This is a genomic window from Pseudogemmobacter bohemicus (genome assembly GCF_003290025.1).
In the GTDB taxonomy this organism is placed as follows: Bacteria; Pseudomonadota; Alphaproteobacteria; order Rhodobacterales; family Rhodobacteraceae; genus Pseudogemmobacter; species Pseudogemmobacter bohemicus.
Genome location: NZ_QNHG01000001.1, coordinates 1,149,683 through 1,174,777, shown reverse-complemented (window position 1 = coordinate 1,174,777; position 25,095 = coordinate 1,149,683). Strand labels below are relative to the sequence as shown.

Sequence of the window (25,095 nt, the reverse complement as noted above, 5' to 3'; positions counted from 1 at the left end):
TCAATCGTATAGGCTGCACACAATATGATCAAAATATCAGAAAAATGAAAACTCACGACAGGGGCGATCTTTTGGCTGAGACTGCTGCCATCATGGCGAAGGGTGTGACCAAGGCTTTCGGTCAGGGCGAAACCGTGGTCAGGGCGCTGGATAACGTATCCTGCGAGATAAGAACCGGCGAATTCTTTACGCTTCTCGGGCCTTCGGGCTGCGGAAAGACCACACTTTTGCGCCTGATCGCCGGGTTTGAGATGCCGACCGATGGCCAGATCCTGATTGATGGTCAGGATGTGACCGGCCAGCCACCGAACAAGCGGGCGGTCAATACCGTCTTCCAGTCCTACGCGCTGTTCCCGCATCTGAGCGTGGCCGAGAATATCGGATTCGGCCTCAGGATGAAGGGCATCGCCAGGGCTGAGATCGACCGGACCGTCAAAGAGATGCTGGCGCTGGTCAAGCTTGAGGCGATGGCCGGTCGCAGGACCAGCCAGCTTTCCGGTGGTCAGCAGCAGCGCGTGGCACTGGCCCGGGCGCTGGCGCCGCGGCCAAAGGTTCTTTTGCTGGATGAGCCGCTTTCGGCGCTGGATCTGAAGCTGCGCAAAGAGATGCAGGTCGAACTCAAGCGCCTGCAGACCGAGACCGGCATCACCTTTGTCTTCGTCACCCATGACCAGGAAGAGGCGCTGACCATGTCGGACCGCATCGCCGTGATGTCGGCGGGCAGGATCCAGCAGCTTGGTGCCCCGCGTGAGATCTACACAAGGCCGCGCAACCGCTTTGTGGCCTCGTTCATCGGCGACACCAATTTCCTTGGCGCAACCGGCGTGCCGGGCGGGGCGAAACTGGGTTCGGGGCAGGTGATCGCGGTTGATACCGGCGGCAAGGGCGGCCAGATCACCCTGGCGGTCCGGCCCGAACATGTCGAGATCACCACGCCCGATGCCGAAGGAGCGATCCCGGCCGAGGTGCACGGATCGGTCTATTTCGGCACCGATATGAATTACCAGATCGCGCTTGCGGATGGATCGGAGATTGAGGCCTGCGTGCAATCGGGCGTCACCGGCGAGGCGCAGATCGACAGGGGCGCGAAAGTGGGGATCCGCTTCGCGCCCGGCTCTGTCCTCATGCTGGAGGACTGAGCAAATGGCAAGCGAAGCCGAACGCGCCCAGGCCGCTGCCTCGACCCGCAACGCCTGGCTGCTGTCGACCCCGGCGCTGGTCCTGCTCTTTTGCGCCGCAGCCGGGCCCTTGCTGATCGTGCTGGTCTATTCCTTCCTCGCCAAAGGCGATTACGGCGGGGTGGCCTGGAATTTCTCGACCGATGGCTGGGTCGGAATCCTGTTCTCGCGCGATATTTTCGATGACACGCTGCAGCTGGCCGATGCGCATCTGACGATCTTCTGGCGCTCGGTCAAAATCTCGCTGCTGACAACGCTGATCACCTTCGCACTTGGCTTTCCCACCGCCTGGTTCATCGCCACCCGCCCGCCCAAAGCGCGCGCCATGTGGTTGTTTCTGATCACCATTCCCTTCTGGACCAATCTGCTGATCCGCACCTTCGCGATCAATGAGATGATCCGCAACGAAGGCGTGGTGAACAGTTTCCTGCAAGGGATCGGCCTGATTTCCGAGCCGATCCGCATGATCAACACCGATCTCGCGGTGCTGATCGGCATGACCTATGTGTATCTGCCGCTGATGGTGCTGCCTTTGTTCGCCGCCATCGACCGCTTTGACATGCGGCTGCTGGAAGCGGGCTATGATCTCTATGCCAGCCGGTTGCAGGTCTTGCGCCATGTCATCCTGCCCATCGTGAAGCCGGGCATCGTCGCGGGCTCGATCCTGGTCTTCGTCCCCAGCCTCGGCGCCTATGTGACGCCGCGCGTGCTGGGGGGCGGCAAGAACATGATGATCGGCAACTTCATCGAGCTGCAATTCGGTCAGGGCCGCAACTGGCCGCTGGGCGCCGCTTTGTCGATTGCGCTCTTGCTGATCGTGATGATCGCCCTGATCTTCTATGTCCGGGCCGCCACCAAAGGGAGCAACCCGCATGGCTGATCGCAGTTTCGAGGTCTCGCGCCTGCCGGGTTTTGCAGCCACTGCCATTCTGGTCTTCGTGCTGCTTTATCTGCCGATCATCACTCTGGCGGTCTATTCCTTCAATGCCGGCAAAAGCATCGCGCTGTGGGAGGGGTTCTCTTTCCACTGGTATGCCAATGCCTGGGCGAATGAGGCGGTGAAATCCGCGACGGTGCGCTCGCTGATCATCGCCTTTGCAGCAAGCGCGATTGCCACCACCTGCGCGGTGATGGCCGCTCTTGGCACCACCCGCCGCAAGGCGTTCAGGGGCCAGACCGCGATCTATATGTTCATCAACCAGCCGCTGATGGTGCCCGAGATCGTGACCGCTGTGGCTCTTCTGATTCTGACCGGGGTGATCAAGGCCTGGACCGGCTATCAGGGCCTCTGGTATCTGATCATCGCCCATGCCGCCTTTTGCGTGCCCTTTGCCTATCTGCCGATCCGTGCCCGGCTTGAGGGGATGGATCTGAGCCTTGAGATCGCGGCCTCGGATCTTTACGCCAGCCCCTGGCAGACCTTCCGCCATGTCACGCTGCCTTTGCTTGCGCCGGGTATTGCAGCGGGGGCGATGCTGGCCTTCGTGATCAGCCTCGACGATGTGGTGATCACGGAATTTGTCAAATCGGCGGGCCAGGATACGCTGCCGACCTATATGCTGGGCCAGATGCGGCGCGCGATAACGCCAGAGGTCAATGCGATCTCGACCGCGCTTCTGGGGCTGACCGTGATCCTTTTGACCGCCTTTTTCCTGCTGACCCGCAAGAAAAGCTGAAGCGACCAAAAAAAGACCAATCAGGGAGATGACTATGAGAAAGACACTCGGCGCGATTGCCATCCTCATGGCGGGCACCTCGCTTGCCCAGGCCGAAGGCGTGCTCCAGCTTTATAACTGGGGCAATTACACCAGCCCCGAGCTGCTGGCGAAATTCGAGAAAGAGACCGGGATCAAGGTCACTGTCACCGATTACGACGCCAATGACACCGCGCTGGCCAAGATCCGCGCCGGCGGCCATGGCTATGATCTCGTGGTGCCCTCGGCCAATTATGTGCCGATCTTCCGCGACGGCGGGCTGATTGTTGAACTCGACCGTTCGCGGCTGAAAAACTTCGGCAATATCGCTCCGGAATGGATGGATGTCGCCTGGGATCCGGGCCGCAAATTCTCGGTTCCGTGGCAATGGGGGTCGACCGGCATGGCGGTCAACACCAAGGTCTATGGCGGTGACATCAACACTTCGGCCATCTTCCTCGACGTGCCGGAAGAGCTGAAAGGCAAGATCAACGTCGTTCCCGAGATGAGCGATATCGTCAATTTCGCCATCTGGTATGTCGGCGGCGAGGCCTGCACCGAAGATACCGAAGTGCTGAAAAAAGCCCGCGACGTGCTGCTGGCGGCGAAACCCGACTGGCTGTCGATGGATTACGGCGCGACCGAGCGGCTGGCGAATAATGACTGGGCGGCAAGCGTCAACTGGAACGGCTCGTCGATGCGCGCCCGCATCCTGAACCCGGATGTCGCTTATGGCTATCCGAAAGAGGGCTATCCGCTGTTCATGGATTCGGTGACGCTGCTCGCCGATGCGAAAAATGTCGATGAGGCTTATCAGTTCATCGACTTCATCATGGTGCCGGAAAATGCCGCGATGATCTCGGCCTTTGCCCGCTATGCCAATGGTATCGCCGGTTCGGATGAATTCATGCCCGAAGACATGAAGACCGCGCCCGAAGTGGTGACGCCGGAAGAGTTCAAAGCCGCGGGCAATTTCCTGCCGACCTGCTCGCCCAAGTCCCAGGAATATCTGACCGCGATCTGGACCGAGCTGATGAAATAAGCGGCATCCCCGCTGTGAACGACCCGGGCGGCCCGTATCGGGCCGCCTTTCTGCCGAATGGAGCCACCGATGTCTGCCGACCTGATTTTCCTCAATGCCAAAGTCCTGACCATGGATCCGGACAAGCCCCGCGCCGAGGCGGTGGCGGTGGGTGCCGGGCGCATCCTTGCGGTGGGATCCAATGCCGAGATCACCGCGCTGAAGGGACCGGCCACGAAAATGGTCGATGCAGGCGGGCGGATGCTGTTGCCGGGCTTTGTCGAAAGCCATCTGCATCTGGGGCTTGGCGGATCGGAACTCAGCGATCTGCAACTCACGCATGTGCATGGGCTCGACCAGCTGCGCGAGGCGTTTCTCGCCTATGCCGCGGCCAATCCCGATCAGCCCTTCCTGACGGCCCAGGGCGCCGATTACGGGCTGATCGAAGGCGGCGCCAATCGCCATGTGCTGGACAGCATCATTGCCGACCGCCCGATTGCCATGACCTCGCATGACCATCACACGATCTGGGCCAATACGCTGGCGCTGGAGCTTTCGGGCACGCTGAACGGGCTGGACTGTTCGCCCGGCCATGCGGTCGTGATGGGCGAAGACGGTCTCGCCACCGGCGAACTGCTGGAGTTTGAGGCCTTTGGCCGGGTGGTTGATCTGGCCGGGCGCGGGCGGCTGAATATGGGCATCGCCACCGGCGGCGAGCCGGTGAACCCGAGCCAGGCCGAGCGCGACCAGGACAAGGATATGTTCGAGCGCGGCCAGATCCATTGCGCGCAATATGGCATCACCTCGATGGTGATGATGGATGGGAACCGCTACACGCTGGAATGCCTGCGCGAGCTGCAGGACGAAGGCCGGCTGCTGGCGCGGGTCAAGGTGCCGTTCCACTATAAGCCCAGTATGGACCATTCCGAGCTGGACCGCGCCGTCGAGATGACCGCGAGCTTCAACGATGAATGGCTGAGCTCGGGCTTTGTGAAGATGTTCATGGACGGGGTGCTCGACAGCCATACCGCCTTCATGCTGAACGATTACCCGACCAATCCGGGTCATAAATCGGTGGCGCTTTTCCCGCCGGATCAGTTCAATCCGCTGGCGGCGGAAATCGACCGCCGGGGCTTGCAGATCGCGGTCCATGCCATTGGGGATGCGGCGGTCAGGACCACCATCGACGGCTATGAAGTGGCGCAGATCCAGAATGGCAAGCGCGACAGCCGCCACCGGATCGAACATATCGAGCTGATCGACCGCCGCGATATCCCGCGCCTTGGCCAGCTTGGGATTGTCGCAAGCCTGCAGCCCTCGCATCCGCCGGGCGCGATGGATTTCGGGATGGAGCCGACACTCACGAATATCGGCGAGGCCCGCTGGCCGGATGCCTATCTGCACAAGACGCTGGCCGATCATGGCGCGCCGGTGGCTTATGCGTCTGACTGGGCGGTGACCGATGTGGCGGTGCTGCGTTCGGTCCAGGCGGCGGTGACGCGGCTGCCTTACAGCGATGCCTGTACCGATGAACGCCTCAGCCTTGAGGACAGCCTTTACGCCTATACCGCCGGCGGCGCCTGGGCGGCCCATACCGACCACATCACCGGAACGCTGAAGCCTGGCCTCGCCGCCGATCTGGTGCTGTTGCAAGGCGATCTGGAACAGGTCGTGCCGGATCAGATCGGGGCGGTGCAGGTCGCGCTGACCATTTGCGGCGGCCGCGTGACCTATGCTGCCGAGGGGCAGGCCATCTGACAAATGCCGGGTGACGCTGCGGCACCTGGCGCAAATCTGAGACAGTCGCCGGCGGAGTATCCATGAATTCCGCCGGCCTCGTCATTTGTTAACTTGTCTGTCGGATTGCTTTGCCTAAATTGCCTGTTTCAGGGAGAAGGCAATTCTTCTCCGGCCAGCCGGTGCGTCAGAGGTCACAGACATGTTCCCATTCCTGCCTCCGAGTCCGGCACAGATGATGCGGCTTGGTTTGCGTTCAACGGCGATGATGGCCGAGGCGCAGGCGGTGATCGCGATGCGGATGGCCGGCATGATGGGGATGTGGCCGGTTTCCCCGGGCGAGAATGCGCGGATGGTGTCGGAAAAGATCGCCGCGCTGCAAGAGGCGCAGGTTGCGGTGATGAAGGCCGTGATGAAGGGGGCGTCACCCGCAACCATGGCCGAGGCCGCTTTGCGCCCGGTGCGCCGCCGCACCAAAGCCAATGCCGGGCGGCTGGCGCGCGAAATCACCCGCTGACCCCTTAGAGATCATTCCGCCGCGATGCGGATCACCGGCTCCATGCTGGCAAATTGCTCTGCCGTCAGGTGGCATTTGATCTGATGCCCGCCGTCCAGGCTGACCACGGGGGGCATTTCCCGCTCGCAAAGCCCGCCCGCCACCTGTGACTTCCAGCGGCACCGGGTCTGGAACGGGCAGCCGGGCGGTGGGTTCATGGCTGACGGGATCGCGCCCTCCAGCACGATATGTTTGCGGGTGACGGTCGGATCGGCGATCGGCACGGCAGAAAGCAGCGCTTCGGTATAGGGGTGATAGGGCGGCGCGAAGACCTGCGCGGTGGTGCCCATCTCGACCACATGGCCCAGATACATCACCATCACCCGGTCGCTGAGATAGCGCACGATCGAAAGATCATGGCTGATGAACAGTAGCGTCGTGCCGTTCTCGCGCTGGATATCCATCAAAAGATCGGTGACGGCGGCCTGGACCGAGACATCCAGCGCCGAGACCGGCTCATCCGCCACCACCACTTTCGCGCCACCCGCGAAGGCACGGGCGATGCCGACGCGCTGTTTCTGCCCGCCGGAAAGCTGGCGCGGCATGCGCTCGGCAAAGGCGCGCGGCAGTTTCACCAGATCCAGGAGTTCCAGCATCCGTGCATGACGCTCGGCATCGGATTTGCCGAACTGGAACACCTCCAGCGCACGGATGATCTGGCGCCCGACCGTCATCGAGGGGTTCAGCGTGTCAAACGGATTCTGGAACACCATCTGCAGTTTCGAGACGGTATCGGCGCCGCGCTTTTGAATCGGCGTTGACTGCACATTCTCATCAAACAGCATGATCTTGCCAGAGGTCGCGGTCTCAAGCCCCATCAGCACCTTGGCAAAGGTCGATTTGCCGCAACCGGATTCGCCAACGATGGCAAGGGTTTCACCCTTGCGGGCCTCAAAACTCAGCGTCTCATTGGCCTTGACCACTTTGGTCATGCCGCCCCCGAAAGCGCCCGAGGAAACCTGGTAATATTTTCGCAGATCATCCATTTTCAGCACGATTTCGCCCGGCGGCAGTTTCTCGCGGGCATGGGCGGCTTTCGGGGGGGCGAGCCAGTCGATTTCCTGCCATTTCAGGCAGCGGGTGGCATGGCGGTCGGAGCCTGGGACCGGCTCCATCGCGATCTCGCCGGCATCGCAGCAGCCGGGCTGGAAATAGTCGCAGCGCGGGCCGAAATTGCAGCCATTGGGGCGTTCATGCGGCAGCGGAAAATTGCCCGGGATCGAAATCAGCGGGCGGGCGTTTTTATCGGCGCCCGGGAGCGGGATGGCGCGAAACAGGGCCTGGGTATAGGGATGGCGCATCTCGGTGAAGACCTCGGCCACATTGCCGGTCTCGACCGCCTCGCCCGAATACATCACGCAAAGCCGGTCGCAGACATCGAGGACGAGGCCGAGATTATGCGAGATGAACAGCATCGAGGTGCCGTATTTTTCTCCCAGTTCCTTGACCAGCGCGACGATCCCGGCCTCAACGGTTACATCGAGCGCGGTGGTCGGCTCGTCAAGGATGAGAAGCGCCGGTTTCGCCATCAGCGCCATGGCGATGACGATGCGCTGCTGCTGGCCGCCGGAAAGCTGATGCGGGTAGGAATTGAGCATCCGGTCAGGATCGGGGAGGCGTACATCGGCGACGATCTGGCGGGCGAGCGCCCAGGCGTCCGCGCGCGACATGCCGCGATGGATCATCGGCACTTCAGCCAGTTGCGCGCCGATCTTCATGGCGGGGTTCAGGGAGGCCATCGGCTCCTGGTAGATCATCGCGATCTCGGAGCCCCGGATTCTCCGCAGCTCTTCATCGCTCATGGAGGTGAGGTCCTGGCCCTTGAAAAGGATCCGTCCACCGGTGATTTTGCCATTCTTGCCAAGGTCACGCATCACGGCCAGCGCCACGGTGGATTTGCCGCAGCCGGATTCCCCGACGAGCCCCATCGCTTCGCCCGCCATCACCTTACAGGAGAAATCCATCACCGCCGGGATCTGACGGAGCCTTGTGAAAAAGGTGATCGAGAGGTTCTCGATCTCTAAGATTGGCTGTGTGGGATCCCAGGTCATTTGGGTTTCCTTTGGCTGGTGGAGCCGGGGGTTTCACACCCCCGGACCCCCGTGGAGTATTTTCGTCAAGAGGAAGGGCTCAGTCTTTCAGGCTTTCTTCACGAAGGCCGTCGGCGAGGAGGTTGAGGCCGAGGACGAGGCTCATCAGGGCGATGGCGGGGACGAGGGCGGCATGGGGGAAGATGGCGAGGAGGCGGCGGCCATCGTCGATGGTGGAGCCCCAGTCGGGGGATTCCGGCGAGACGCCGAGGCCGAAGAAGCCGAGCGTGCCGAGGAGGATGGTGGTGTAGCCGATCCTCAGGCAGAAATCGACGATCAGGGGGCCGCGGGCATTGGGGAGTATTTCCCACAGCATGATATACCAGGGGCCTTCGCCCCGGGTCTGGCCGGCGGCGACATAATCGCGGGCTTTGATATCCATCACGAGGCCGCGCACGATGCGGAAGACGCCGGGCGAGTTCACGAAGACCACCGAGACGAAGACGTTGAGCATATTGGGCGACATCGAGAAGAGGCCGGTCGGGTCTTTGTTGAAGGCAAGGCCGGCCCAGGCCCAGAGGCCGATCAGAAGGGTAAGGCCGACATAGAGGTTCCGTCGCGCGGGCAGCATATGGAAGCGCGAATTGAACAGGACAGTGAAGAAGATCACCGGGAAGAGGAAGAGCGCGGCGGCGAACCAGATCGGGATGCCGGTCTCGACGATTTCGGGGGTGACGAGCAGGTAGAAGAGGAGGATCACCGGGAAGGCCAGCACCAGGTTCGCGATGAAGGACAGGATCGTGTCGAATTTACCGGCGAAATAGCCGGCGGGCAGGCCCAGCGTGATCCCCACCATGAAGGCGAAGACGGTGGCGGCGGGGGCGATCTTCAGCACCTCGCGCGCGCCCATCACCATGCGCGAGAACACATCGCGGGCGAGATTGTCGCCGCCAAGGAGATACCAGGGGTAGACCCCCTCGGCAGCATTGGCGATGGCGGTGCCGGGGAGTTTGTTCTTCATCCCGGAAAGCTGGACGAGCGGATCATGGGTGATGATCAGATCGGCGAAGAGTGCCGTGAAAATCCAGAACATTACGATGGCAAAGCCGATCATGCCCACGGTGGAATCGAAGAGCTTGCCGTAAAGGCCGAGGCGTCGGCGGTAACGGATCGAGAGCGCGAAGGTCAGGGCCAGCGCGATCCAGACCGGCGCGAAGGCGATGGCGGATTTCAGGATGATCTGGAGCCAGGAGAGATCTTGCATGGGCGTCTCCTCAGCTCAGCCGGATGCGGGGATTGAGGAAGACATAGCCGATATCCGAGATCAGCTGGGTGATCAGCACCACGACCACCGCGACGACGGAACAGCCGAGGAGGAGGGGGATGTCGTTATTGCCGGCCGCCTGCACCAGGGTCCAGCCGAAGCCTTTGTAATTGAACAAGGTTTCGACGATAACGACGCCGTTCAGGAGCCAGGGGAATTGCAGCATGATCACGGTGAAAGGCGCGATCAGCGCGTTTCTCAGTGCGTGTTTCATCACCACCTGGCGGAAGCTGACGCCCTTGAGCCGCGCGGTGCGGATATATTGCTGGCTCATCACCTCGGTCATCGAGGCGCGGGTCATGCGGGCGATATAGCCGATGCCGTAAAGCGCGATGGTCATCACCGGCAGGGCGAAATTCCAAAAGGTGATCTTGTCCATCGCCGCTGTGGCGGTGCCCTGGAAGAGGGTTTTGCCCTCGATCCAGCCCAGTTCGGTCAGCACCGGCGAGATGCCGACCGTGGCCGAGGCGAAGATCACGATGAAGATCACGCCCGAGACATATTCCGGCGTGGCGGTGGTGATGATGGCAAAGCCCGAGAGGATGCGGTCGGTCCAGGACCCCTCGCGCATACCTGAGAGCACGCCGAGGATCAGCGCGGTCGGCACCATCACGATCATCACCCAGAGCATCAGCCAGGAGGTCATCGAGAGCGAGCGTTTGATCACATCCGCCACCGGCTGTTTGAAGACGGTGGAATAGCCCCATGCGCCCTGGAGAATGCCGCAGCGTGTGGGCGCGTCGTCAAGGCTGGTGGCGGTGCCGCTGATGCAGCGGCCGGTGAAACGGCCATCTTCCTCGCGCGTCCAGCCCGGCACCACGCCCAGCCATTGCCCGTAGCGGTTCAGCGTCGAGGAGCCATAGCCGTTGCGATCCAGCCAGCTGGCGACCTCGGCATCGGTCATCCGCACAGAGGCCTCTGATTTCGCAAGTTTTTCCAGGTTGGGCGGCAGATTGGTCAGCCAGAAGACGATGAAGGTCAGCGCAAGGACCGTCAGGAGCATGACGCCGCTACGGCGCAGGATAAAGGCGAACATGGCTTCTCCTCTTCCGGGTCAGGGAAGGCGGCGGCTTGTTGGCTGATGGCCCGGATGGGCCAGGAGAGGGGCAGGGGCGAACCCTGCCCCGAAGGTCGGAACGGCCGTCAGGCGGCGATCCACCATTTGTAGTGATGGTGTTCAAAGGTTGCGTGGATGCCGCAATCCTTCACCTTCGGATCGGTGTGACGATAGAGCGAGCGCCAGTAGGACTGGATCAGAACACCCTGTTCCTGCATGATTTCCTCGATCCGCTTCATCACTTCGCTGCGCGCTTTGGCATCATTGATCGCCAGCGCCTTGCCAAGTTCAGCGTCGAATTCCGCATTGGAGAAGGCCGATTCATTCCAGGCCTCGCCGCTGCGATAGGCCGAGGCCAGAACCTGAACGCCCAAGGGCCGCATGTTCCATTCGGTCGCCGAGAACGGGTATTTCGTCCAGTCATTCCAGAAGGTCGATCCCGGCAGCACGGTGCGCTTGATCTTCAGCCCCGCATCGCGGATCTGCGCGGCGATGGCGTCGCAGGTCGCGGCCTGCCAGGCATCATCCAGCGAGATCAGCTCGAATTCGAAATCGCCATAGCCGGCCTCGGTGACCAGCGCCTTGCCGGCGGCCGGATCGGGCGCTTGCGGCGGCAGCTGGTAATATTCCGGATGGATCGGGCAGACATGGTGGTTTTCCGCCACCGTGCCAAGGCCGGAATAGCCCAGCTCAAGCACGACCGCGTTGTCGACGCATTTGGTCAGGCCGGTGCGGACTTTGACATCCTTATATTCCTCGGCCAGCTGGTTGAAACGGACCGCGAGCGTGGCCGAAGTCACCGCCTCGGATTTGTCCCAGCCGATCGCGTCGAGCATGTCGATGAACTCACCAACCGACTGATAGGTCGCATCAATCTCGCCCGAACCCGCCGCCGCAACCTCGGCCGCCGGATCGGTGCCGAGATCGTAATATTCGATCCGGTCGAGATAAGGGCCGCCATAGACCTCGCTGCCCCACCAGGGCTGATCGGACTTGACCAGCGAGGCGCGCACGCCGGTTTCAAAGTTGTCATATTTGAACGGGCCGGTGCCCGGCGTCTGGGTCGGATCGCCGTTTTCATAGCTTTTATGCACGACCATGCCGGGGTAATCGGCCAGCGCCGCGATCAGGGCGATATCCGGCGCGCTCAGCGCCAGTCTGACCGTGTGGCTGTCCACCACCGTCACCGCGCCCTCGCGCATTTTCGCGCCTTCGCCGCTGTCGCGCAGCGCCACACAGCGCCCGGCCATCGAATTCCCTTCGACCGAGCCATCGCACCAGCGGGCAAAGTTATGCGCCACATCCTCGGCGGTGAAATCGTCGCCATTTGACCATTTCACGCCCTGGCGGACCTTGAGCGTATATTCGGTGGCGTTTTCATTCGCCTCCCAGCTTTCCAGCAGCATGCCGCGAATGGTGCCGTCATTGTTGTATTCGACAAGATATTCCAGCCAGCCGCGCATGAAATTGGCGATCTGGCTCCAGTCCGAGGTGCGCGGGTCTTTCAGCGCCTTCAGTTCCATCGACATGCGCAGCGTGCCGCCGGGGGTGGGCGCCTCTTGAGCATAGGCCGGGGCGTCCAGCCCGATCAGCCCCCAGGCGACCGGCGCCGCCACGCCAAGCGCGGTGGTGCGGGTCAGGAATTCGCGGCGGCTGAGTCTGCCCTCCCGACATTCCTCCGCATACATGGTGGCGGCGGGATGCAGGCGGGTTTCGGTATTCCGGGTCATTCATCATCTCCCTGTCAGGCTCGGATGCGAGGCGGAAGGCGTCGCAAATGCGAGGTCCAGGTTGTGCCGCTTTTGCCTTGCGCAGGGCCGTGCCACCAGGATTCCGGATTGATTTCCGGAAGGTCCTGTCTGTCTTGGGGCGCGTCAAAGCGTCCCTGACAGCGGGCAGGATCTGCGTTGCAGGCCGGAGTTTTTTCCGCCGGCTTCATTCCCTGGTCGGCCCATTGCGCATGTTTTCCGCTTTCGCGTCAATGCTTTTGACAGACCATTCCCAGGGGTTTTGCGACATGATGGTCACTGGAACGAGACATTCACGCCAGGGGGGCAGAGGCGGAAACCCTGCGCCCGGATGGCAGCAGCCCGGCCCCGCGCAGGCCGGTGGTTTTGCTGAAACCCGGGCGGTGCCGATCAGCCGGCGCGGCGGAAGGCGGTCGGCGATTTGCCGGTCATATGGTGGAAGGCACGGGTGAAATAGGCCGGCGAGGTAAAGCCGAGGCTTGCCGCGATATGGCTGACCGGGATCTTCGTCTCGCTCAGCAGGCGCTGCGCCTCGAAGATACGGCGATCCTGCAACAGAACCGAAGCAGGCTTGCCGCAGGATTGCTTACAGCAGCGCGACAGATGGGTCGGCGTCACATTCAGCTTCGCGGCAAAATCCGAAACGCCAAGGCCCGAGCGATATTCCTTTTCCAGCAGGTTCGCATAGCGCGCCGCGAGGCGGCGGCTGGCATCGGGACGGACGGTCTCGGGCTCGGCCCGGGCGATCTGACGCTCCAGCCAGACACCCAGCAGGCCGAGATAATGGCCGGTGGCGCGATCATGGGCGGGAATATCCGAGCTCATCTCGCGAGAAATCGAATCAAGCAGGACATTGATCTCCTGCTGGGCATGGACTTCGCGGATCCTCAGATGATGCGGCGCAGCGGGCAAAGGCAGGCCGCAATTGCGCCCGAAAAACACCGCAGTGCCAAAGACAGACGGGCCGGCATCAAAGCCATGCATAACGCCTGGCGGGATGAAAACCACATTATGTGCGGTGTAGCCGCGCGTCGTCCCCTGGACCGTGATGCGGCCCTGGCCTTTGGTGAACCACAGAAGGCAGGATTCCGAGAGCGAACGCATCGCCTCCACCCGCCAGCGTCCGCCGGCCACCAGCCGCGGAATGGGAAGGATCCGGAGGTTGGAAATCGCGGTAAACTCTTGCATTGTCTTCTTATCTTCTCTGCCGATGGCGGGGAGGGTAAGCGCCGTGTGCTCAAAATTGAAACCAAAAAGATGGTATTTGGGCTAACTTATCCACAGCCCATGCTGAAAGCTGTGGGTAAATTTGTGGACGGGCAGAAAGCCGCCCGTCTTGCCTCGCCGCCGGGGAAACCGGATCGGAAGCCGGGGCGGGGAATCAGGGCAGGCTGACGGCGCGCCAGTCCCGCATCCGGCTGCGAAACCAGGTACGCTGTCGTTTCGCATATTGATGGCTGGCGATTGTCGCCGCCGTGACCGCCTCCGCAAGGTCCAGATCGCCGCGCAGATGCGCAATCAGCTCCGGCGCTCCGATCGCCTTTGCCCAGGGCCGCGCCGCATCCCAGAAGGGCAGGGCGGACCGCACCTCCTCCAGCGCCCCGGCCGCGATCATCTGCTCGAAACGCCGGTCGATCCGCTGGTTGAGCCAGTCGGTCTCGGGCTGCAACACGATGGCCTCGACGTCTGCGCGCGGCAAAAGCGCGGGGCCGGTGCTGTCCTGCCAGAAAGCCAGCCCGCGTCCGGTGGCGTGCAACACCTCCCAGGCGCGCTGAACCCTGGCGGGGTTGCGCAGGTCGATCCGCGCTGCAGTCCCGGGGTCCAGCGCTGCGACCATCGCGTCATAATCCCCGACCCGCAGCCCATCCGCCTCAAGGCGCAGCGCCGCCGGAATCGGCGGGATCCCGGCCAGCCCCTCGGTCAGCGCCATGAAGTAAAGCCCGGTGCCGCCGACAATCACCACCGGATGCGACAACAGCGCCTCCACCTCGCGCAGCCAGTGGCCGACAGAATACTCAGCCTCACGCCCGATATGACCATAAAGCCGGTGCGGCGCCGCCGCCTCATCCGCCACCGGGGGGCGCGCGCTCAGCACGCGCCAGCAGTCATAGACCTGCAGGGCATCGGCATTGACGACCAGCCGCCCATCCCGCGCCGCCAGCTCCAGCGCCAGTGCCGATTTGCCGCTTGCCGTCGGGCCTGCGATCAGCACCGGCAGCTCCCGCGATATCGCCGAAAGATCCGGCATGTGATTTCCTCTTGACCCAAATACTCCGGGGGAATCCCGGCCCCGCCGGGATGGGGGCAGCGCCCCCTTGCCCGGCTTCGCCGACCTGGCGCAACCCCGGTTGATCCCGGACCGGTTTTCGACCATTTTGCGCGCAATTTCAAAATCAGAACAAGACCAGGGGAATCCCATGTCCAGCGCAAGCATCAAACCGGGGCCAGATGCGGCACCGGTCGTCAAATATTCCCGCGTGATGCTGAAAATCTCGGGCGAGGCGCTGATGGGGGATCAGGGCTTTGGCCTCAACCCACCGACCGTCGCGCGCATTGCGCAGGAAGTCAAAGCGGTGCAGGAACTGGGTGTCGAGATCTGCATGGTGATCGGCGGCGGCAATATCTTCCGCGGCCTCGCAGGCTCCGCACAAGGGATGGAGCGCACCACCGCCGATTATATGGGCATGCTCGCGACCGTGATGAACGCCCTCGCCATGCAATCGGCGCTTGAACAACTCGGTGTTTTCACCCGTGTCATCTCGGCCATCCCGATGGACCAGGTCTGCGAGCCCTATATCCGCCGCCGCGCCGTGCGCCACCTCGAGAAGAAACGCGTCTGCATCTTCGCCGCCGGCACCGGCAACCCCTATTTCACCACTGACACGGCGGCTACGCTGCGCGCCAATGAGATGGGCTGCGAGGCCGTGTTCAAGGGCACCAAGGTTGACGGCGTCTATGACAAAGACCCGAAGAAACACACGGATGCCAAACGCTACACCACCGTCTCTTACGACGAGGCGCTGGAGAAGCATCTCGGCGTGATGGATGCCACCGCCATCGCGCTTGCCCGCGACAATGACCTGCCGATAATCGTCTTCTCGCTGGATGAACCGGGCGGCTTTCGCACCATCCTCTCGGGCCAGGGCACCTATACGCTGGTGAATGCAAAGGGCTGACCGGCACCTGCACCTTCAGACGGGCAGGGGCAGACGATGCTCTTTTACCGGAGAGCATCGTTTTGCATTGATAGGCTCCGACGCTTTTCCCGAAGTCAGGGGACAGCACATTGAGCGACAGATATAAGGAAATCGTCCGGCGTCATATTGCGGGTTTGCTCGGCAAGGCGCCGGAAAGTCTCGATCCCGATCAGGTCTTTTCGTTGCTCGAAATAGATCCGGAAGACACTAATGACCTTGTCGGCAAAATGGCTGAGGAGCTTAACATTACCCTGCCAGAGGGTTCTGACTGTCTGCTGGAAGCGACCTGGCAGGAGGGCGTCTCGCCGGTGACATGGGGCTCGCTGTGCTGGCTCAGCGCCTTTTCGGAGGCCGCGAAGGCGTCTTTCATCCGGCGCACGAACCCTGCACATGATTTCACCATAACCTCTCTCGCAGCATGTCTGCGGGAGGGGCGCTATATCGACAGCGGTTTGCGCGTGCCCGTTGAAGAGGCGCTGCCAGGCAGGATCGGAGCCCTGCTGATGCCGGCGGTGCTCAGCGTTGCCGGCATCGCGATTCATCTGACCTCCGGGGACTGCACGAAACGATGTGACGACACACAGAGCGCAGTCGGGGCGGGAATGCCCTGGCCGCTCATCGGCTTCATCGCGGCTCTGACCCTTTGCTGGTTGCTCTGGCGCACCATCCCCGGGCTGATCGCAATTCGTGCGGATGCGCGACGGCGCGATCCCGGCTGAGAAAGGCGGGGATTTTTTGCTGATCACTGGCCCGGCGCATTCTTTCCGGGCACAAGCTTCTATACCCCCGGCCATCTTTGTCCTATAGGAAACCAGATTTCCCCGCCATTCTTGCGGGCCAGCCTGAGGAATATGCCTGATGTCGTCTGATGAGTTCATGCTCGACACCGATGATCTTATCCGCCGCATGGAAGGGGCGATTGCCTCTCTGCGGGTTGAATTTGCATCGCTGCGCACCGGGCGCGCGTCCGGCGCGATGCTGGAGCCGATCATGGTCGATGCTTACGGCCAGATGACGCCGATCAACCAGCTTGCCACCGTCAACGTGCCGGAACCGCGCATGGTCACGGTCAATGTCTGGGACAAAGGCATGATCCAGAAAGTGGAAAAAGCGATCCGCGAATCCGGTCTGGGCATCAACCCGCAGACCAATGGCCCGATCATCATGCTGCCGATCCCCGAGCTGAACGAGGAACGCCGCCGCGAGCTGACCAAGGTTGCCGGTGGCTATGCCGAACATGCCAAAGTCGCGATCCGCAACCTGCGCCGCGACGGTATGGACCAGATCAAGAAGGCCAAGGCGAAGAACCAGGTCTCTGAAGACGATCAGAAATTCTGGGAAGACGAGGTCCAGGAACTGACCGACAAACATATCAAACTGATCGACCAGACGCTTGAGACCAAACAGGCGGAGATCATGCAGGTCTGACCCTTCGGGAGGAGCCGCGCATGGACGCCGCCAAAGCCACAGGCAAAGCCGGTATGGCCAAATCCGGTTCGGGCAAATCCGGCTCCGGAAACGGCGCGGATGCCGCGTCCTGCCCGACGGGCCAGGGCGGCAGGGCGGTATCGGCGCGGCATGTCGCCATCATCATGGACGGCAATGGACGCTGGGCCACCAATCGCGGCTGGCCCCGCCTTGTCGGCCATCGCCGCGGCGCCGAGCGGGTGCGCGAAATCGTGCGTGCAGCGCCGGATCTGGGGATACGCTGGCTGACGCTTTACGCCTTCTCGACGGAAAACTGGAAACGATCGACCGAGGAAGTCCTTGGTCTGATGGGGATCTTCGCCCATTTCATCCAGCGCGAGGCGGCCGCTCTGGCGCAGGAAGGCGTGCGGCTGCGCTTTATCGGAGACCGCTCAAAACTGGCGCCAAAGCTGCAGCGCCTGATGGCCGGCATCGAGGCCAGGACCGCCCATCTCGACCGGCTGAACCTGATCGTCGCGATCAATTACGGCGGAAGGGATGAGATTTTGCGCGCCGCCCGCCGCATCGCAACCGAGGCTGCCGAGGGTCGCTTCAACCCCTCCGACCTGACCGAGGCGGCGTTTTCGCGCGCGCTGGATACCGGCGATGCGCCCGATCCCGATCTGGTGATCCGCACGAGCGGAGAGACAAGGACCTCGAATTTTCTCGCCTGGCAGGCGGCCTATTCGGAATATGAATTCACCGAAACGCTCTGGCCCGATTTCACGCCCGATGAGATGGCAGCGATCCTTGAGCGTTTCGGCAATCGGGAACGCCGTTTCGGCGGGGTGAAGCCATGACCTCGAAATCTGCCCGCTGGAGCGATCTGGTGCCGCGAGTCGCTTCGGCGGTTGTGATGCTGGCAGCGGGGGGGCTTGATATCTGGGCGGGCGGCGTCTGGTTCGAGGCGCTTGCCGTGATCGCCTCGGCGGTGATGATGTGGGAACTTGCACGCATGACGCGCGGGGAGGGGTTTGACGCCTCGATCCTGCTTGGAGTGCTGACCTTCGTTGTGCTGGTGCTGGTTATCTGGGTGCCAGGCATCTGGATATTGCCGCTGATGTTGCTGCCCTCGCTGATCGGCACCATGGCGCCGCGCCGGGATGTCGTCGCGTTTGCCCCCTATGCGCTGGTGATCTTGCTGACGGCGATCGCGCTTGTGCTGATCCGCAACAGCCATGGGGTGATCGGGCTGACCTGGCTGATCGCGGTGGTGGTGGCCTCGGATGTGATGGGGTATTTTGCCGGTCGCATGCTTGGCGGGCCGAAATTCTGGCCCAAAGTCAGCCCAAAGAAAACCTGGTCGGGCACTGTGGCGGGCTGGATCGGTGCGGCGCTGGTGGGCGCGTGTTTCTGGCATTTCGCCGGGTTTGGCACGGATATCCTGTGGATCTCGCCGCTGATCGCTTTCGCGGGTCAGTTGGGCGATATCGCGGAATCGGCGATCAAACGGCGGGCAGGGGTCAAGGATGCCTCAAGCCTGATCCCCGGACATGGCGGGCTGATGGACCGTTTCGATGCGCTCGCCTTTGCAGGGGTGCTGGCGGTGGCGATGAATATCTGGCTGCATTTCCTGCCGGTTGCTCTCTCGGACGAAGCGCCGCCGCTGCCGGTTGAGATCACGGAGTAAGCCTTGCGCCAGATTTCCATCCTTGGCTCTACCGGCTCGGTCGGCACCCAGACGATTGATCTTGTGACCCGCGCGGCCCCCGGGGCATTCGGGGTCACCGCGCTGACCGGGGGCAGGAATATCGCGCTGCTGGCCGAACAGGCGCGGGCACTGCGGCCGGAAATCGTGGTGACGTCCGAGCCCGCGCTGCTGGCGGATCTGCGCGCGGCACTGGCGGGAACCGGGCTTGCCACTGCCGCCGGGCCCGATGCGATCCGCGAGGCCGCCGCGCGGCCCGTCAGCCTGACCGTCAACGCAATCATCGGCGCGGCGGGGCTGGTTCCGGGTCTGACTGCGCTGGAATCCGGCGCCACGCTGGCGCTGGCAAATAAAGAAAGCCTCGTCGCCGCCGGCCCGCTGCTGATGCGCCGGATGCGCGCGCTTGGCGGGCAGATCCTGCCGGTCGACAGCGAGCATTCGGCAATCTTCCAGGCGCTGGCGGGGGAAAAGACCGCCACGGTCGACCGTATCATCCTGACCGCCTCGGGCGGTGCGCTTCGCGACTGGCCGCTGGAAAAGCTGGAAACCGCGACTGTCGCCGAGGCGCTGGCGCATCCGAACTGGGCGATGGGGCAGCGGATCACGATTGATTCCGCCTCGATGTTCAACAAGGCGCTGGAGGTGATCGAGGCGCGCGAGCTGTTCGGCGTCGCGTCCGCGCAGATCGAGGTGATCATCCACCGTGAAAGCATCATCCATTCGATGGTCGGTTTTCACGACGGCGCGGTGATGGCGCATCTGGGTGTGCCGGATATGCGCCACCCGATCGGTTACGCACTGAACTGGCCCGAACGCGCAGCGCTGCCGGTGGCGCGGCTCGACCTTGCGAAACTGGCGAAACTGAGTTTTGAGGCCCCCGATGAGGCGCGCTTCCCCGCGCTGCGGCTGGCGCGTGAGGTGATGGAGACGCGCGGCCTGGCCGGTGCCGCTTTCAATGCCGCGAAAGAGATCGCACTGGATCATTTCCTCGCCGGAAAGATCGGTTTCATGGATATGGCGCGGCTGGTCGAGGCCACATTGACCAGGCTTTCGTCCGATTCCGGCCTTCACAATGACGCAGGCTCCCTTGAGGATGTGCTTGCAATGGACCATCTGGCAAGGATCAGGGCGGCGGAGCTGGCCGCCAGATTCGGACAAGGTTTCGGGCGCGCAGTCTGAACGGCAAAAGGAACGGCTGATACATGGATATCCTCGGTTACGTCACGGGGGCCGCCTGGTCGGTCGTCTTTTTCATTGTTGCGCTCTCGATCATCGTCGCGATCCATGAATATGGCCATTACATCGTCGGTCGCTGGTCGGGGATCCATGCCGAGGTCTTCTCGCTGGGCTTTGGCCCGGTTCTGGCGTCCCGCACCGACAAACGCGGCACCCGCTGGCAGATCGCGGCGATTCCCTTTGGCGGTTATGTGAAATTCCTCGGCGATGCCGATGCGGCCTCGGTCCGTTCCGAAATCCCCTCGGGGCTGAGCGCGGATGAGCGGCGCCACACGATGGCCGGCGCGCCGCTCTGGGCGCGCGCGGCGACGGTGGTGGCAGGGCCGGTTGCGAATTTCATCCTGACCTTCGCGATCCTTCTGGGCACGATCTTTTACTCTGGCATGGCGCTGGACCGGCCGACCGTTGGCCGGCTGGTGGCGGTGCCAGGGGTGCAGACGCTGAAAGAGGGCGATATCGTCCTGGCGCTTGGCGACCGCGAAACCCCCGATATGAAGAGTTTTGCCAAGGCGCTTGAGGCGCTGCCGCGCACCCCCGAAGTCGCATTCCGGGTCGAGCGCGACGGTCAGCAGATGACGCTGATGGCGCCGCATCCGCAGCCCGGTCTGATCAGCGATGTGCAGGTGAAGTCGGCAGCGATTGATGCAGGGATCCGGGCCGGTGATGTGGTGGTGAAGGCGGATGGCAAGGATATCAATGTCTTCAGCGATCTGGTCGATATCCTGCGCGCCTCTGACGGGCGGACGCTGGCGCTGACCGTCTGGCGCGATGGCAAGACCTTTGATGTCGAACTGACGCCGCGTTCGCGCGATGTGCCGCGTTCGGCCGCCGAGGGTGGCGGGTTTGAAACCCGCTGGCTGCTGGGGGCCTTTGCCGGCACGACAATCGACTTCTCCACCCGCCCGGCCGGACCGTGGGAGGCGATCTCGGGCGCGGCGGGCGCGATGTGGAATATGACCACCACCACCTTCTCGGGGCTCTGGCATATGATCGCCGGCCAGATCTCGACCTGCAACATGTCGGGCGTGATCGGCATGGCCGAGACGATGGGCGATGCGGCAAAGACCGGCACCATGGGCTTTGTCTCGATGCTGGCGGTGCTGTCGCTTGGGGTGGGGATTCTGAACCTTCTGCCGATTCCGGTGCTGGATGGCGGCCATCTGGTGTTCCACGCCTTTGAGGCGGTGACCGGGAAGCCGCCTTCGGACGGGGCGCTGCGGCTTTTGATGACGGTCGGGCTGACGCTTCTTCTGTCGCTGATGGTCTTTGCGCTGTGGAACGACGTCACCTGCGTGTGACGGGCTGCCGCGCGGCGATCTGAATATGGTTTGCGCCGGAGTCACCTGTAAAGTGCGGATTCTGCCTTAGTCCTGCCAGATTCGGCGCCTATCCGTCTGCATAACAAGAGGTGATGCTATGCAGATGGTTGAACGCAAATTCCCGGGTCTTGTCCTGCTTGCCAGGATGAATTTCGACTGGGTCTTTACCATGGGGACGATTGTTGCCGGGCTTCTTGCCGGTGCATTCCTCGGTTCGGCCATGCTGGGCTATTATGCCGAGCCGCTGCCGCTGATGCCGTAAGCGGGGCGCCGTGGGGCGAGGGGCGTCTGGCCAGGCTTGTCAGGCAAGCTTGTCCAGCCAGGGTCATCTGGCCAAACTCATCTGGCCAGGCAGGTTTCCGCCACCCGCAGCCGCCTGCGCGATATTACAACAGCGCAGAGTATCAGACTGAAACCCGGCCCCTCAGGCGCCGGGTTTTTGCGTTTTCTGCCCGCCTCATTGCCATCCTCCGCCGCCATTTTATCCGGCAGAGGCCAGAAATTAACGACTTTACCCGATTGAAGCGGAATCGCCCGGGGCCGGGGGCCGTGTGGCGCAGCGAGGCTGCGGGCCCGGTCTTGTGCCCGAATGCCCGCAGCCTGCGAGAAACGGGTGGGGGATACCATATCTGCCAGACTTATCCACAGGAACCGCAGGCTTTTGACAAGGGCCGGCTTTGCCGCTAGTCAGACACAGGGAAATTCGTACTGCGGAGCGCGTGACAGGTCATGGTGAAAAGCTCGATCCGGAAACAGCGTCGCGCCAGTGGCTTTGCAACCGTGCAGGCCGGGGGCCGCAAACGGGTCGTGGGTGTCACCCTTGCGACGGCGGTTATGCTTGGCGCGGCCGCCTCTGTGCCTGTCTGGCTGGAGCCCGCCTTCGCCCAGGTCTTTGCCTTCTCGAATGTCCGGGTCGATGGCAATGAGCGCGTCGATGCCTCGACCATCCTTTCCTATGCGGGAATCAGTCGCGGCCAGGAGGTCTCGGCCGGGGCGCTGAACGATGCCTATCAGCGCATCAACGGCTCGGGCCTGTTCGAGACGGTCGAGATTATCCCCGAAGGCAACACCCTCGTGATCAAGGTGAAGGAATATCCCTTCATCAACGTCATCAGCTTCGAGGGCAATAAGCGGCTGAAAGACGAAGACCTCGCCAAGCTGGTCAAGTCGCAGTCGCGCCGTGTCTTCTCGCCCTCGACCGCCGAGGCCGATGCCGCGACCCTTGCCGAGGTCTATCGCCAGCGCGGCCGCATCGCCGCCACCGTCAACCCGAAAGTGATCCGCCGCGACGGCAACCGCGTCGATCTGGTGTTCGAGATCACCGAAGGCAAGGTGGTCGAGATCGAGCAGCTCTCCTTTGTCGGCAACCGTGCCTTCTCGGATCGCCGGCTGCGCCAGGTGCTGCAGACCAAACAGGCCGGGCTCTTGCGCCAGATCATCCAGCGCGACACCTATGTGGCCGAGCGGATCGACGTTGATAAGCAGCTTCTGACCGAATTCTACCGCTCGCGCGGCTATATCGACTTCCAGGTGCTGGATGCCTCGGCCGAGGTCTCGCGCGAGCGCGATGCGACTTTCGTGACCTTCACCATCCGCGAAGGCCAGCAATATTCCATCGGCAATATCACCACCGTTTCCGAGGTGGAGGGCGTCGATGCGACTGAATTCGCCGCCGTGCAGAAGATCAAAACCGGCCAGACATGGAGCCCGGCGCTGATCGACAACAACATCGCCCGGATGGAAAACCTCGCCCTGAAAAAGGGCCTGAATTTCGTGCGGGTCGAGCCCCGCATCACCCGCGACGACCGCAATCAGCGTGTGAATATCGAATTCGCGGTGGTGCGCGGCGAGAAGATCTTTGTCGAGCGCATTGATATCGAAGGCAATGCGACCACGCTGGATGAGGTGGTGCGCCGCCAGTTCCGCTCGGTCGAGGGCGACCCCTTCAACCCGCGTGAAATCCGGCAATCGGCAGAGCGCATCCGCGCGCTTGGCTTCTTCTCGGATGCCCGCGTCAATGCCGAGCCGGGTTCGGCCCCGGATCAGGTCGTGGTCAATGTCGATGTCGATGAACAGCCCACCGGTTCGCTTGGCTTCGGCCTCAGCTATTCGGTCGAATCCGGCGCCGGCGTCTCGGTCAATTTCTCGGAATCGAACTTCCTCGGCCGTGGCCAGGCCATCGCCGCCAGCATTGCCACCACCGAAGACAATCAGTCCTCCTCCTTCTCCTTCACCGAGCCTGCGCTGTTCGGGCGGGATCTGAGCCTGTCCTTCGGGCTGTTCTACCGCACCACCGATTCCGATTATGCGCTCTACAACACCCGTAGCGCCGGGCTTTCGGTCGCGCTCGGCTTCCCGCTGGGCGATCAGTCGCGGATCAGCCTGCGATACCGGCTCAGCCAGGACGATATTTTTGATTACGATCCGGAAGACCTGACTGCGACGCCGCCCATTTATGAGTCGCCGATTCTCAGGAAAGAGGTGGATCAGAGCGCGCTGACCTCCTCCTCCATCGGCTATACCTATGAATATGACAGCCGCATCACCGGGCTTGATCCGACGCGTGGCCTGTTGTTCCGCTTTGGTCAGGATATCGGCGGCCTCGGCGGCGATACCAAATTCCTGACGACCACGCTCTTCGCCATGGGGGAACAGAAGGTCTGGAATGAGGAGGTCACCGTCCGCGCGATTTTTGAGGCCGGCCATATTCAGGATCTTGGCGATACCGGCACCCGCGTGACCGACCGTTTCTTCCTGCGCAGCAAGATGCGCGGGTTTGAACCGAACGGCATCGGTCCGCGCGACGGCACCAATCTTGAAGACGCGCTCGGCGGCAATGTCTTTGCGGTGGCGCGGTTCGAATCGGAGTTCCCGCTGGGGCTGCCGGAAGAATATGGCATCATGGGCGGCGCGTTCCTTGATGTCGGCGCGGTCTGGAGCCTGACGGACAAATGCGGCCTGCAATGCCGGACCGGCGGCGCAGAGATTGATGACGGCTTCAAGCCGCGTGTCGCGGTCGGGGTCTCGGTTCTGTGGGATACGCCGGTCGGGCCGCTGCGCTTCAACTTCTCGAAAGCGGTCAGGAAGGAAGATTACGACAAAGAACAGACCTTCGACCTGACCGTCTCGACCAAGTTCTGAGATGGCAGCGGGGGCACCGCTCTGGCCTCTTGCGGCGCTGCTGATGGCCATGGGCCTCGGCAGCGCGGCCATGGCGCAGGATGGAACCTCCGGGACCATTGCCCCGGACCCTGCGGGCGGCAGCACTGCCGTTGCGGATGGAACCGGCAATCTGGCGCTTCTCACCCTCAACCAGGCCGCGTTGTTCGAGAAATCTGCCTGGGGCGCGGCTGCGATGCGGGCGGCAGAACAGGCGGCTTCCGCCCTCAGCGCCGAGAATCGCACCATCGAGGCGGCGCTGGAAAAGGAAGAGCTTGGCCTGACCGAAAAGCGCGGCCAGATCACGGCCGAAGAATTCTCGGCTCTGGCCCGCGATTTCGACCGCAAGGTCGAGGAATTCCGCCAGACCCAGGATGCCAAGCTGCGCGCGATCAACCGCAAGCTGGATGAGGACCGCAAGACCTTTGTGGAGCTCTCGGTGCCGCTGATGGCGGAATTGCTGGATGAATATGGCGCGGTGGCGATCATTGCCGATGATATTCTGATTCTCTCGCGCAGCTCTGCCGATGTGACACAGCGCGCCATCGAGCTGATGAATCAACGGTTGCCGATGCCCGAAGAACCAGGCGAGGCGCCGGCACAGGACGGGCAGGGCGTGCCGCCCGACGGCACCGATACCGCGCCCGGATCCGCGCCATAAAACCCGACCCTTTGCGGGGGCTTCGCCGGAATGTCCCGCACCTGTTCAGCGGAACTTGCCCCG

General features: G+C 62.6%; 22 protein-coding genes. 16 read left to right on the top strand and 6 right to left on the bottom strand.

Annotated features, from left to right (window positions below):
- Positions 1-71: 71 nt before the first annotated feature.
- The 6 genes from DRF71_RS05550 to DRF71_RS05525 all read left to right on the top strand — a co-directional run bounded on the left by DRF71_RS05550 (position 72) and on the right by DRF71_RS05525 (position 6,147).
- Complete coding sequence (locus DRF71_RS05550) at positions 72-1,139, top strand: ABC transporter ATP-binding protein (RefSeq protein ID WP_112310010.1); 1,068 nt, start codon at positions 72-74, stop codon at positions 1,137-1,139.
- Between the two features lie 4 nt (positions 1,140-1,143).
- Positions 1,144-2,058, top strand: a complete 915-nt coding sequence (locus tag DRF71_RS05545) for an ABC transporter permease (protein ID WP_112309489.1) — start codon at positions 1,144-1,146, stop codon at positions 2,056-2,058.
- Positions 2,051-2,854 carry an ABC transporter permease gene (locus tag DRF71_RS05540; RefSeq protein ID WP_112309488.1) on the top strand — a complete coding sequence of 268 codons (804 nt, stop codon included), beginning with the start codon at positions 2,051-2,053 and terminating at the stop codon, positions 2,852-2,854. Before DRF71_RS05545 ends, DRF71_RS05540 begins: the two co-directional genes overlap by 8 nt.
- Before the next feature lie 34 nt (positions 2,855-2,888).
- Positions 2,889-3,914, top strand: a complete 1,026-nt coding sequence (locus DRF71_RS05535; RefSeq protein WP_112309487.1) for an ABC transporter substrate-binding protein — start codon at positions 2,889-2,891, stop codon at positions 3,912-3,914.
- A gap of 69 nt (positions 3,915-3,983) precedes the next feature.
- Positions 3,984-5,651 carry an amidohydrolase gene (locus tag DRF71_RS05530; protein ID WP_112309486.1) on the top strand — a complete coding sequence of 556 codons (1,668 nt, stop codon included), beginning with the start codon at positions 3,984-3,986 and terminating at the stop codon, positions 5,649-5,651.
- A gap of 181 nt (positions 5,652-5,832) precedes the next feature.
- Positions 5,833-6,147 (top strand): antifreeze protein, encoded by a 315-nt coding sequence (locus DRF71_RS05525; RefSeq protein WP_232831315.1) that lies wholly within the window; start codon positions 5,833-5,835, stop codon positions 6,145-6,147.
- A gap of 11 nt (positions 6,148-6,158) precedes the next feature.
- Here the strand turns inward: DRF71_RS05525 and DRF71_RS05520 are convergent, their stop codons facing one another.
- The 6 genes from DRF71_RS05520 to miaA form a co-directional block, all read right to left on the bottom strand.
- Positions 6,159-8,237 carry a dipeptide ABC transporter ATP-binding protein gene (locus DRF71_RS05520; RefSeq protein WP_112309484.1) on the bottom strand — a complete coding sequence of 693 codons (2,079 nt, stop codon included), beginning with the start codon at positions 8,235-8,237 and terminating at the stop codon, positions 6,159-6,161.
- 79 nt (positions 8,238-8,316) lie between these two features.
- A complete protein-coding gene (locus DRF71_RS05515) occupies positions 8,317-9,480 on the bottom strand; it encodes an ABC transporter permease (protein WP_112309483.1) in 1,164 nt (387 codons plus the stop codon).
- A gap of 10 nt (positions 9,481-9,490) precedes the next feature.
- Complete coding sequence (locus DRF71_RS05510; protein WP_112309482.1) at positions 9,491-10,576, bottom strand: ABC transporter permease; 1,086 nt, start codon at positions 10,574-10,576, stop codon at positions 9,491-9,493.
- A 107-nt stretch (positions 10,577-10,683) separates the two neighbouring features.
- Complete coding sequence (locus tag DRF71_RS05505) at positions 10,684-12,327, bottom strand: ABC transporter substrate-binding protein (RefSeq protein ID WP_112309481.1); 1,644 nt, start codon at positions 12,325-12,327, stop codon at positions 10,684-10,686.
- A 408-nt stretch (positions 12,328-12,735) separates the two neighbouring features.
- Positions 12,736-13,533 (bottom strand): AraC family transcriptional regulator, encoded by a 798-nt coding sequence (locus tag DRF71_RS05500; RefSeq protein ID WP_112309480.1) that lies wholly within the window; start codon positions 13,531-13,533, stop codon positions 12,736-12,738.
- 193 nt (positions 13,534-13,726) lie between these two features.
- The gene (miaA, locus tag DRF71_RS05495; RefSeq protein ID WP_112309479.1) at positions 13,727-14,593 is read right to left on the bottom strand and encodes a tRNA (adenosine(37)-N6)-dimethylallyltransferase MiaA; all 867 of its coding nucleotides are present in this window, start codon (positions 14,591-14,593) and stop codon (positions 13,727-13,729) included.
- Between the two features lie 169 nt (positions 14,594-14,762).
- Here miaA and pyrH point away from each other — a divergent pair, with 169 nt between their 5' ends.
- From pyrH to DRF71_RS05450, 10 genes are all read left to right on the top strand, one after another.
- Entirely contained in the window at positions 14,763-15,521 is a 759-nt protein-coding gene (pyrH, locus tag DRF71_RS05490; protein ID WP_112310009.1) for a UMP kinase, read from the top strand.
- 110 nt (positions 15,522-15,631) lie between these two features.
- Entirely contained in the window at positions 15,632-16,261 is a 630-nt protein-coding gene (locus DRF71_RS05485) for an acyl carrier protein (RefSeq protein ID WP_112309478.1), read from the top strand.
- Positions 16,262-16,400: 139 nt separating this feature from the next.
- Entirely contained in the window at positions 16,401-16,970 is a 570-nt protein-coding gene (frr, locus tag DRF71_RS05480) for a ribosome recycling factor (RefSeq protein ID WP_112309477.1), read from the top strand.
- Between the two features lie 164 nt (positions 16,971-17,134).
- The gene (gene uppS / locus DRF71_RS05475; RefSeq protein ID WP_232831373.1) at positions 17,135-17,809 is read left to right on the top strand and encodes a polyprenyl diphosphate synthase; all 675 of its coding nucleotides are present in this window, start codon (positions 17,135-17,137) and stop codon (positions 17,807-17,809) included.
- Positions 17,806-18,639: a phosphatidate cytidylyltransferase gene (locus DRF71_RS05470; RefSeq protein ID WP_112309476.1), complete on the top strand. Its 834-nt coding sequence runs from the start codon at positions 17,806-17,808 to the stop codon at positions 18,637-18,639. The genes uppS and DRF71_RS05470 overlap by 4 nt, the downstream gene beginning before the upstream one ends.
- Positions 18,640-18,642: 3 nt before the next feature.
- Complete coding sequence (dxr, locus tag DRF71_RS05465) at positions 18,643-19,836, top strand: 1-deoxy-D-xylulose-5-phosphate reductoisomerase (RefSeq protein ID WP_112309475.1); 1,194 nt, start codon at positions 18,643-18,645, stop codon at positions 19,834-19,836.
- A 23-nt stretch (positions 19,837-19,859) separates the two neighbouring features.
- Positions 19,860-21,191, top strand: coding sequence for an RIP metalloprotease RseP (rseP, locus tag DRF71_RS05460; RefSeq protein WP_112309474.1), 1,332 nt, complete (start codon positions 19,860-19,862; stop codon positions 21,189-21,191).
- 118 nt (positions 21,192-21,309) lie between these two features.
- Complete coding sequence (locus DRF71_RS27920) at positions 21,310-21,474, top strand: hypothetical protein (RefSeq protein WP_198672072.1); 165 nt, start codon at positions 21,310-21,312, stop codon at positions 21,472-21,474.
- 572 nt (positions 21,475-22,046) lie between these two features.
- The gene (gene bamA / locus DRF71_RS05455; protein WP_232831372.1) at positions 22,047-24,353 is read left to right on the top strand and encodes an outer membrane protein assembly factor BamA; all 2,307 of its coding nucleotides are present in this window, start codon (positions 22,047-22,049) and stop codon (positions 24,351-24,353) included.
- A gap of 43 nt (positions 24,354-24,396) precedes the next feature.
- Entirely contained in the window at positions 24,397-25,032 is a 636-nt protein-coding gene (locus DRF71_RS05450; protein ID WP_157970936.1) for an OmpH family outer membrane protein, read from the top strand.
- Positions 25,033-25,095 lie beyond the last annotated feature (63 nt).

What these genes read in the sequence shown, in the direction of transcription:
- uppS (WP_232831373.1), top strand. Translation starts at nt 17,135, where the DNA reads ATGGACGGCAATGGACGCTGGGCCACCAATCGCGGCTGGCCCCGCCTT.
- DRF71_RS05515 (WP_112309483.1), bottom strand. Translation starts at nt 9,480, where the DNA reads ATGCAAGATCTCTCCTGGCTCCAGATCATCCTGAAATCCGCCATCGCC.
- pyrH (WP_112310009.1), top strand. Translation starts at nt 14,763, where the DNA reads ATGTCCAGCGCAAGCATCAAACCGGGGCCAGATGCGGCACCGGTCGTC.
- DRF71_RS05450 (WP_157970936.1), top strand. Translation starts at nt 24,397, where the DNA reads ATGGCCATGGGCCTCGGCAGCGCGGCCATGGCGCAGGATGGAACCTCC.
- DRF71_RS05545 (WP_112309489.1), top strand. Translation starts at nt 1,144, where the DNA reads ATGGCAAGCGAAGCCGAACGCGCCCAGGCCGCTGCCTCGACCCGCAAC.
- DRF71_RS05535 (WP_112309487.1), top strand. Translation starts at nt 2,889, where the DNA reads ATGAGAAAGACACTCGGCGCGATTGCCATCCTCATGGCGGGCACCTCG.
- DRF71_RS05530 (WP_112309486.1), top strand. Translation starts at nt 3,984, where the DNA reads ATGTCTGCCGACCTGATTTTCCTCAATGCCAAAGTCCTGACCATGGAT.
- bamA (WP_232831372.1), top strand. Translation starts at nt 22,047, where the DNA reads ATGCTTGGCGCGGCCGCCTCTGTGCCTGTCTGGCTGGAGCCCGCCTTC.
- miaA (WP_112309479.1), bottom strand. Translation starts at nt 14,593, where the DNA reads ATGCCGGATCTTTCGGCGATATCGCGGGAGCTGCCGGTGCTGATCGCA.
- DRF71_RS05540 (WP_112309488.1), top strand. Translation starts at nt 2,051, where the DNA reads ATGGCTGATCGCAGTTTCGAGGTCTCGCGCCTGCCGGGTTTTGCAGCC.
- DRF71_RS05500 (WP_112309480.1), bottom strand. Translation starts at nt 13,533, where the DNA reads ATGCAAGAGTTTACCGCGATTTCCAACCTCCGGATCCTTCCCATTCCG.
- DRF71_RS27920 (WP_198672072.1), top strand. Translation starts at nt 21,310, where the DNA reads ATGCAGATGGTTGAACGCAAATTCCCGGGTCTTGTCCTGCTTGCCAGG.
- DRF71_RS05520 (WP_112309484.1), bottom strand. Translation starts at nt 8,237, where the DNA reads ATGACCTGGGATCCCACACAGCCAATCTTAGAGATCGAGAACCTCTCG.
- DRF71_RS05505 (WP_112309481.1), bottom strand. Translation starts at nt 12,327, where the DNA reads ATGACCCGGAATACCGAAACCCGCCTGCATCCCGCCGCCACCATGTAT.
- frr (WP_112309477.1), top strand. Translation starts at nt 16,401, where the DNA reads ATGTCGTCTGATGAGTTCATGCTCGACACCGATGATCTTATCCGCCGC.
- DRF71_RS05510 (WP_112309482.1), bottom strand. Translation starts at nt 10,576, where the DNA reads ATGTTCGCCTTTATCCTGCGCCGTAGCGGCGTCATGCTCCTGACGGTC.
- DRF71_RS05470 (WP_112309476.1), top strand. Translation starts at nt 17,806, where the DNA reads ATGACCTCGAAATCTGCCCGCTGGAGCGATCTGGTGCCGCGAGTCGCT.
- DRF71_RS05525 (WP_232831315.1), top strand. Translation starts at nt 5,833, where the DNA reads ATGTTCCCATTCCTGCCTCCGAGTCCGGCACAGATGATGCGGCTTGGT.
- rseP (WP_112309474.1), top strand. Translation starts at nt 19,860, where the DNA reads ATGGATATCCTCGGTTACGTCACGGGGGCCGCCTGGTCGGTCGTCTTT.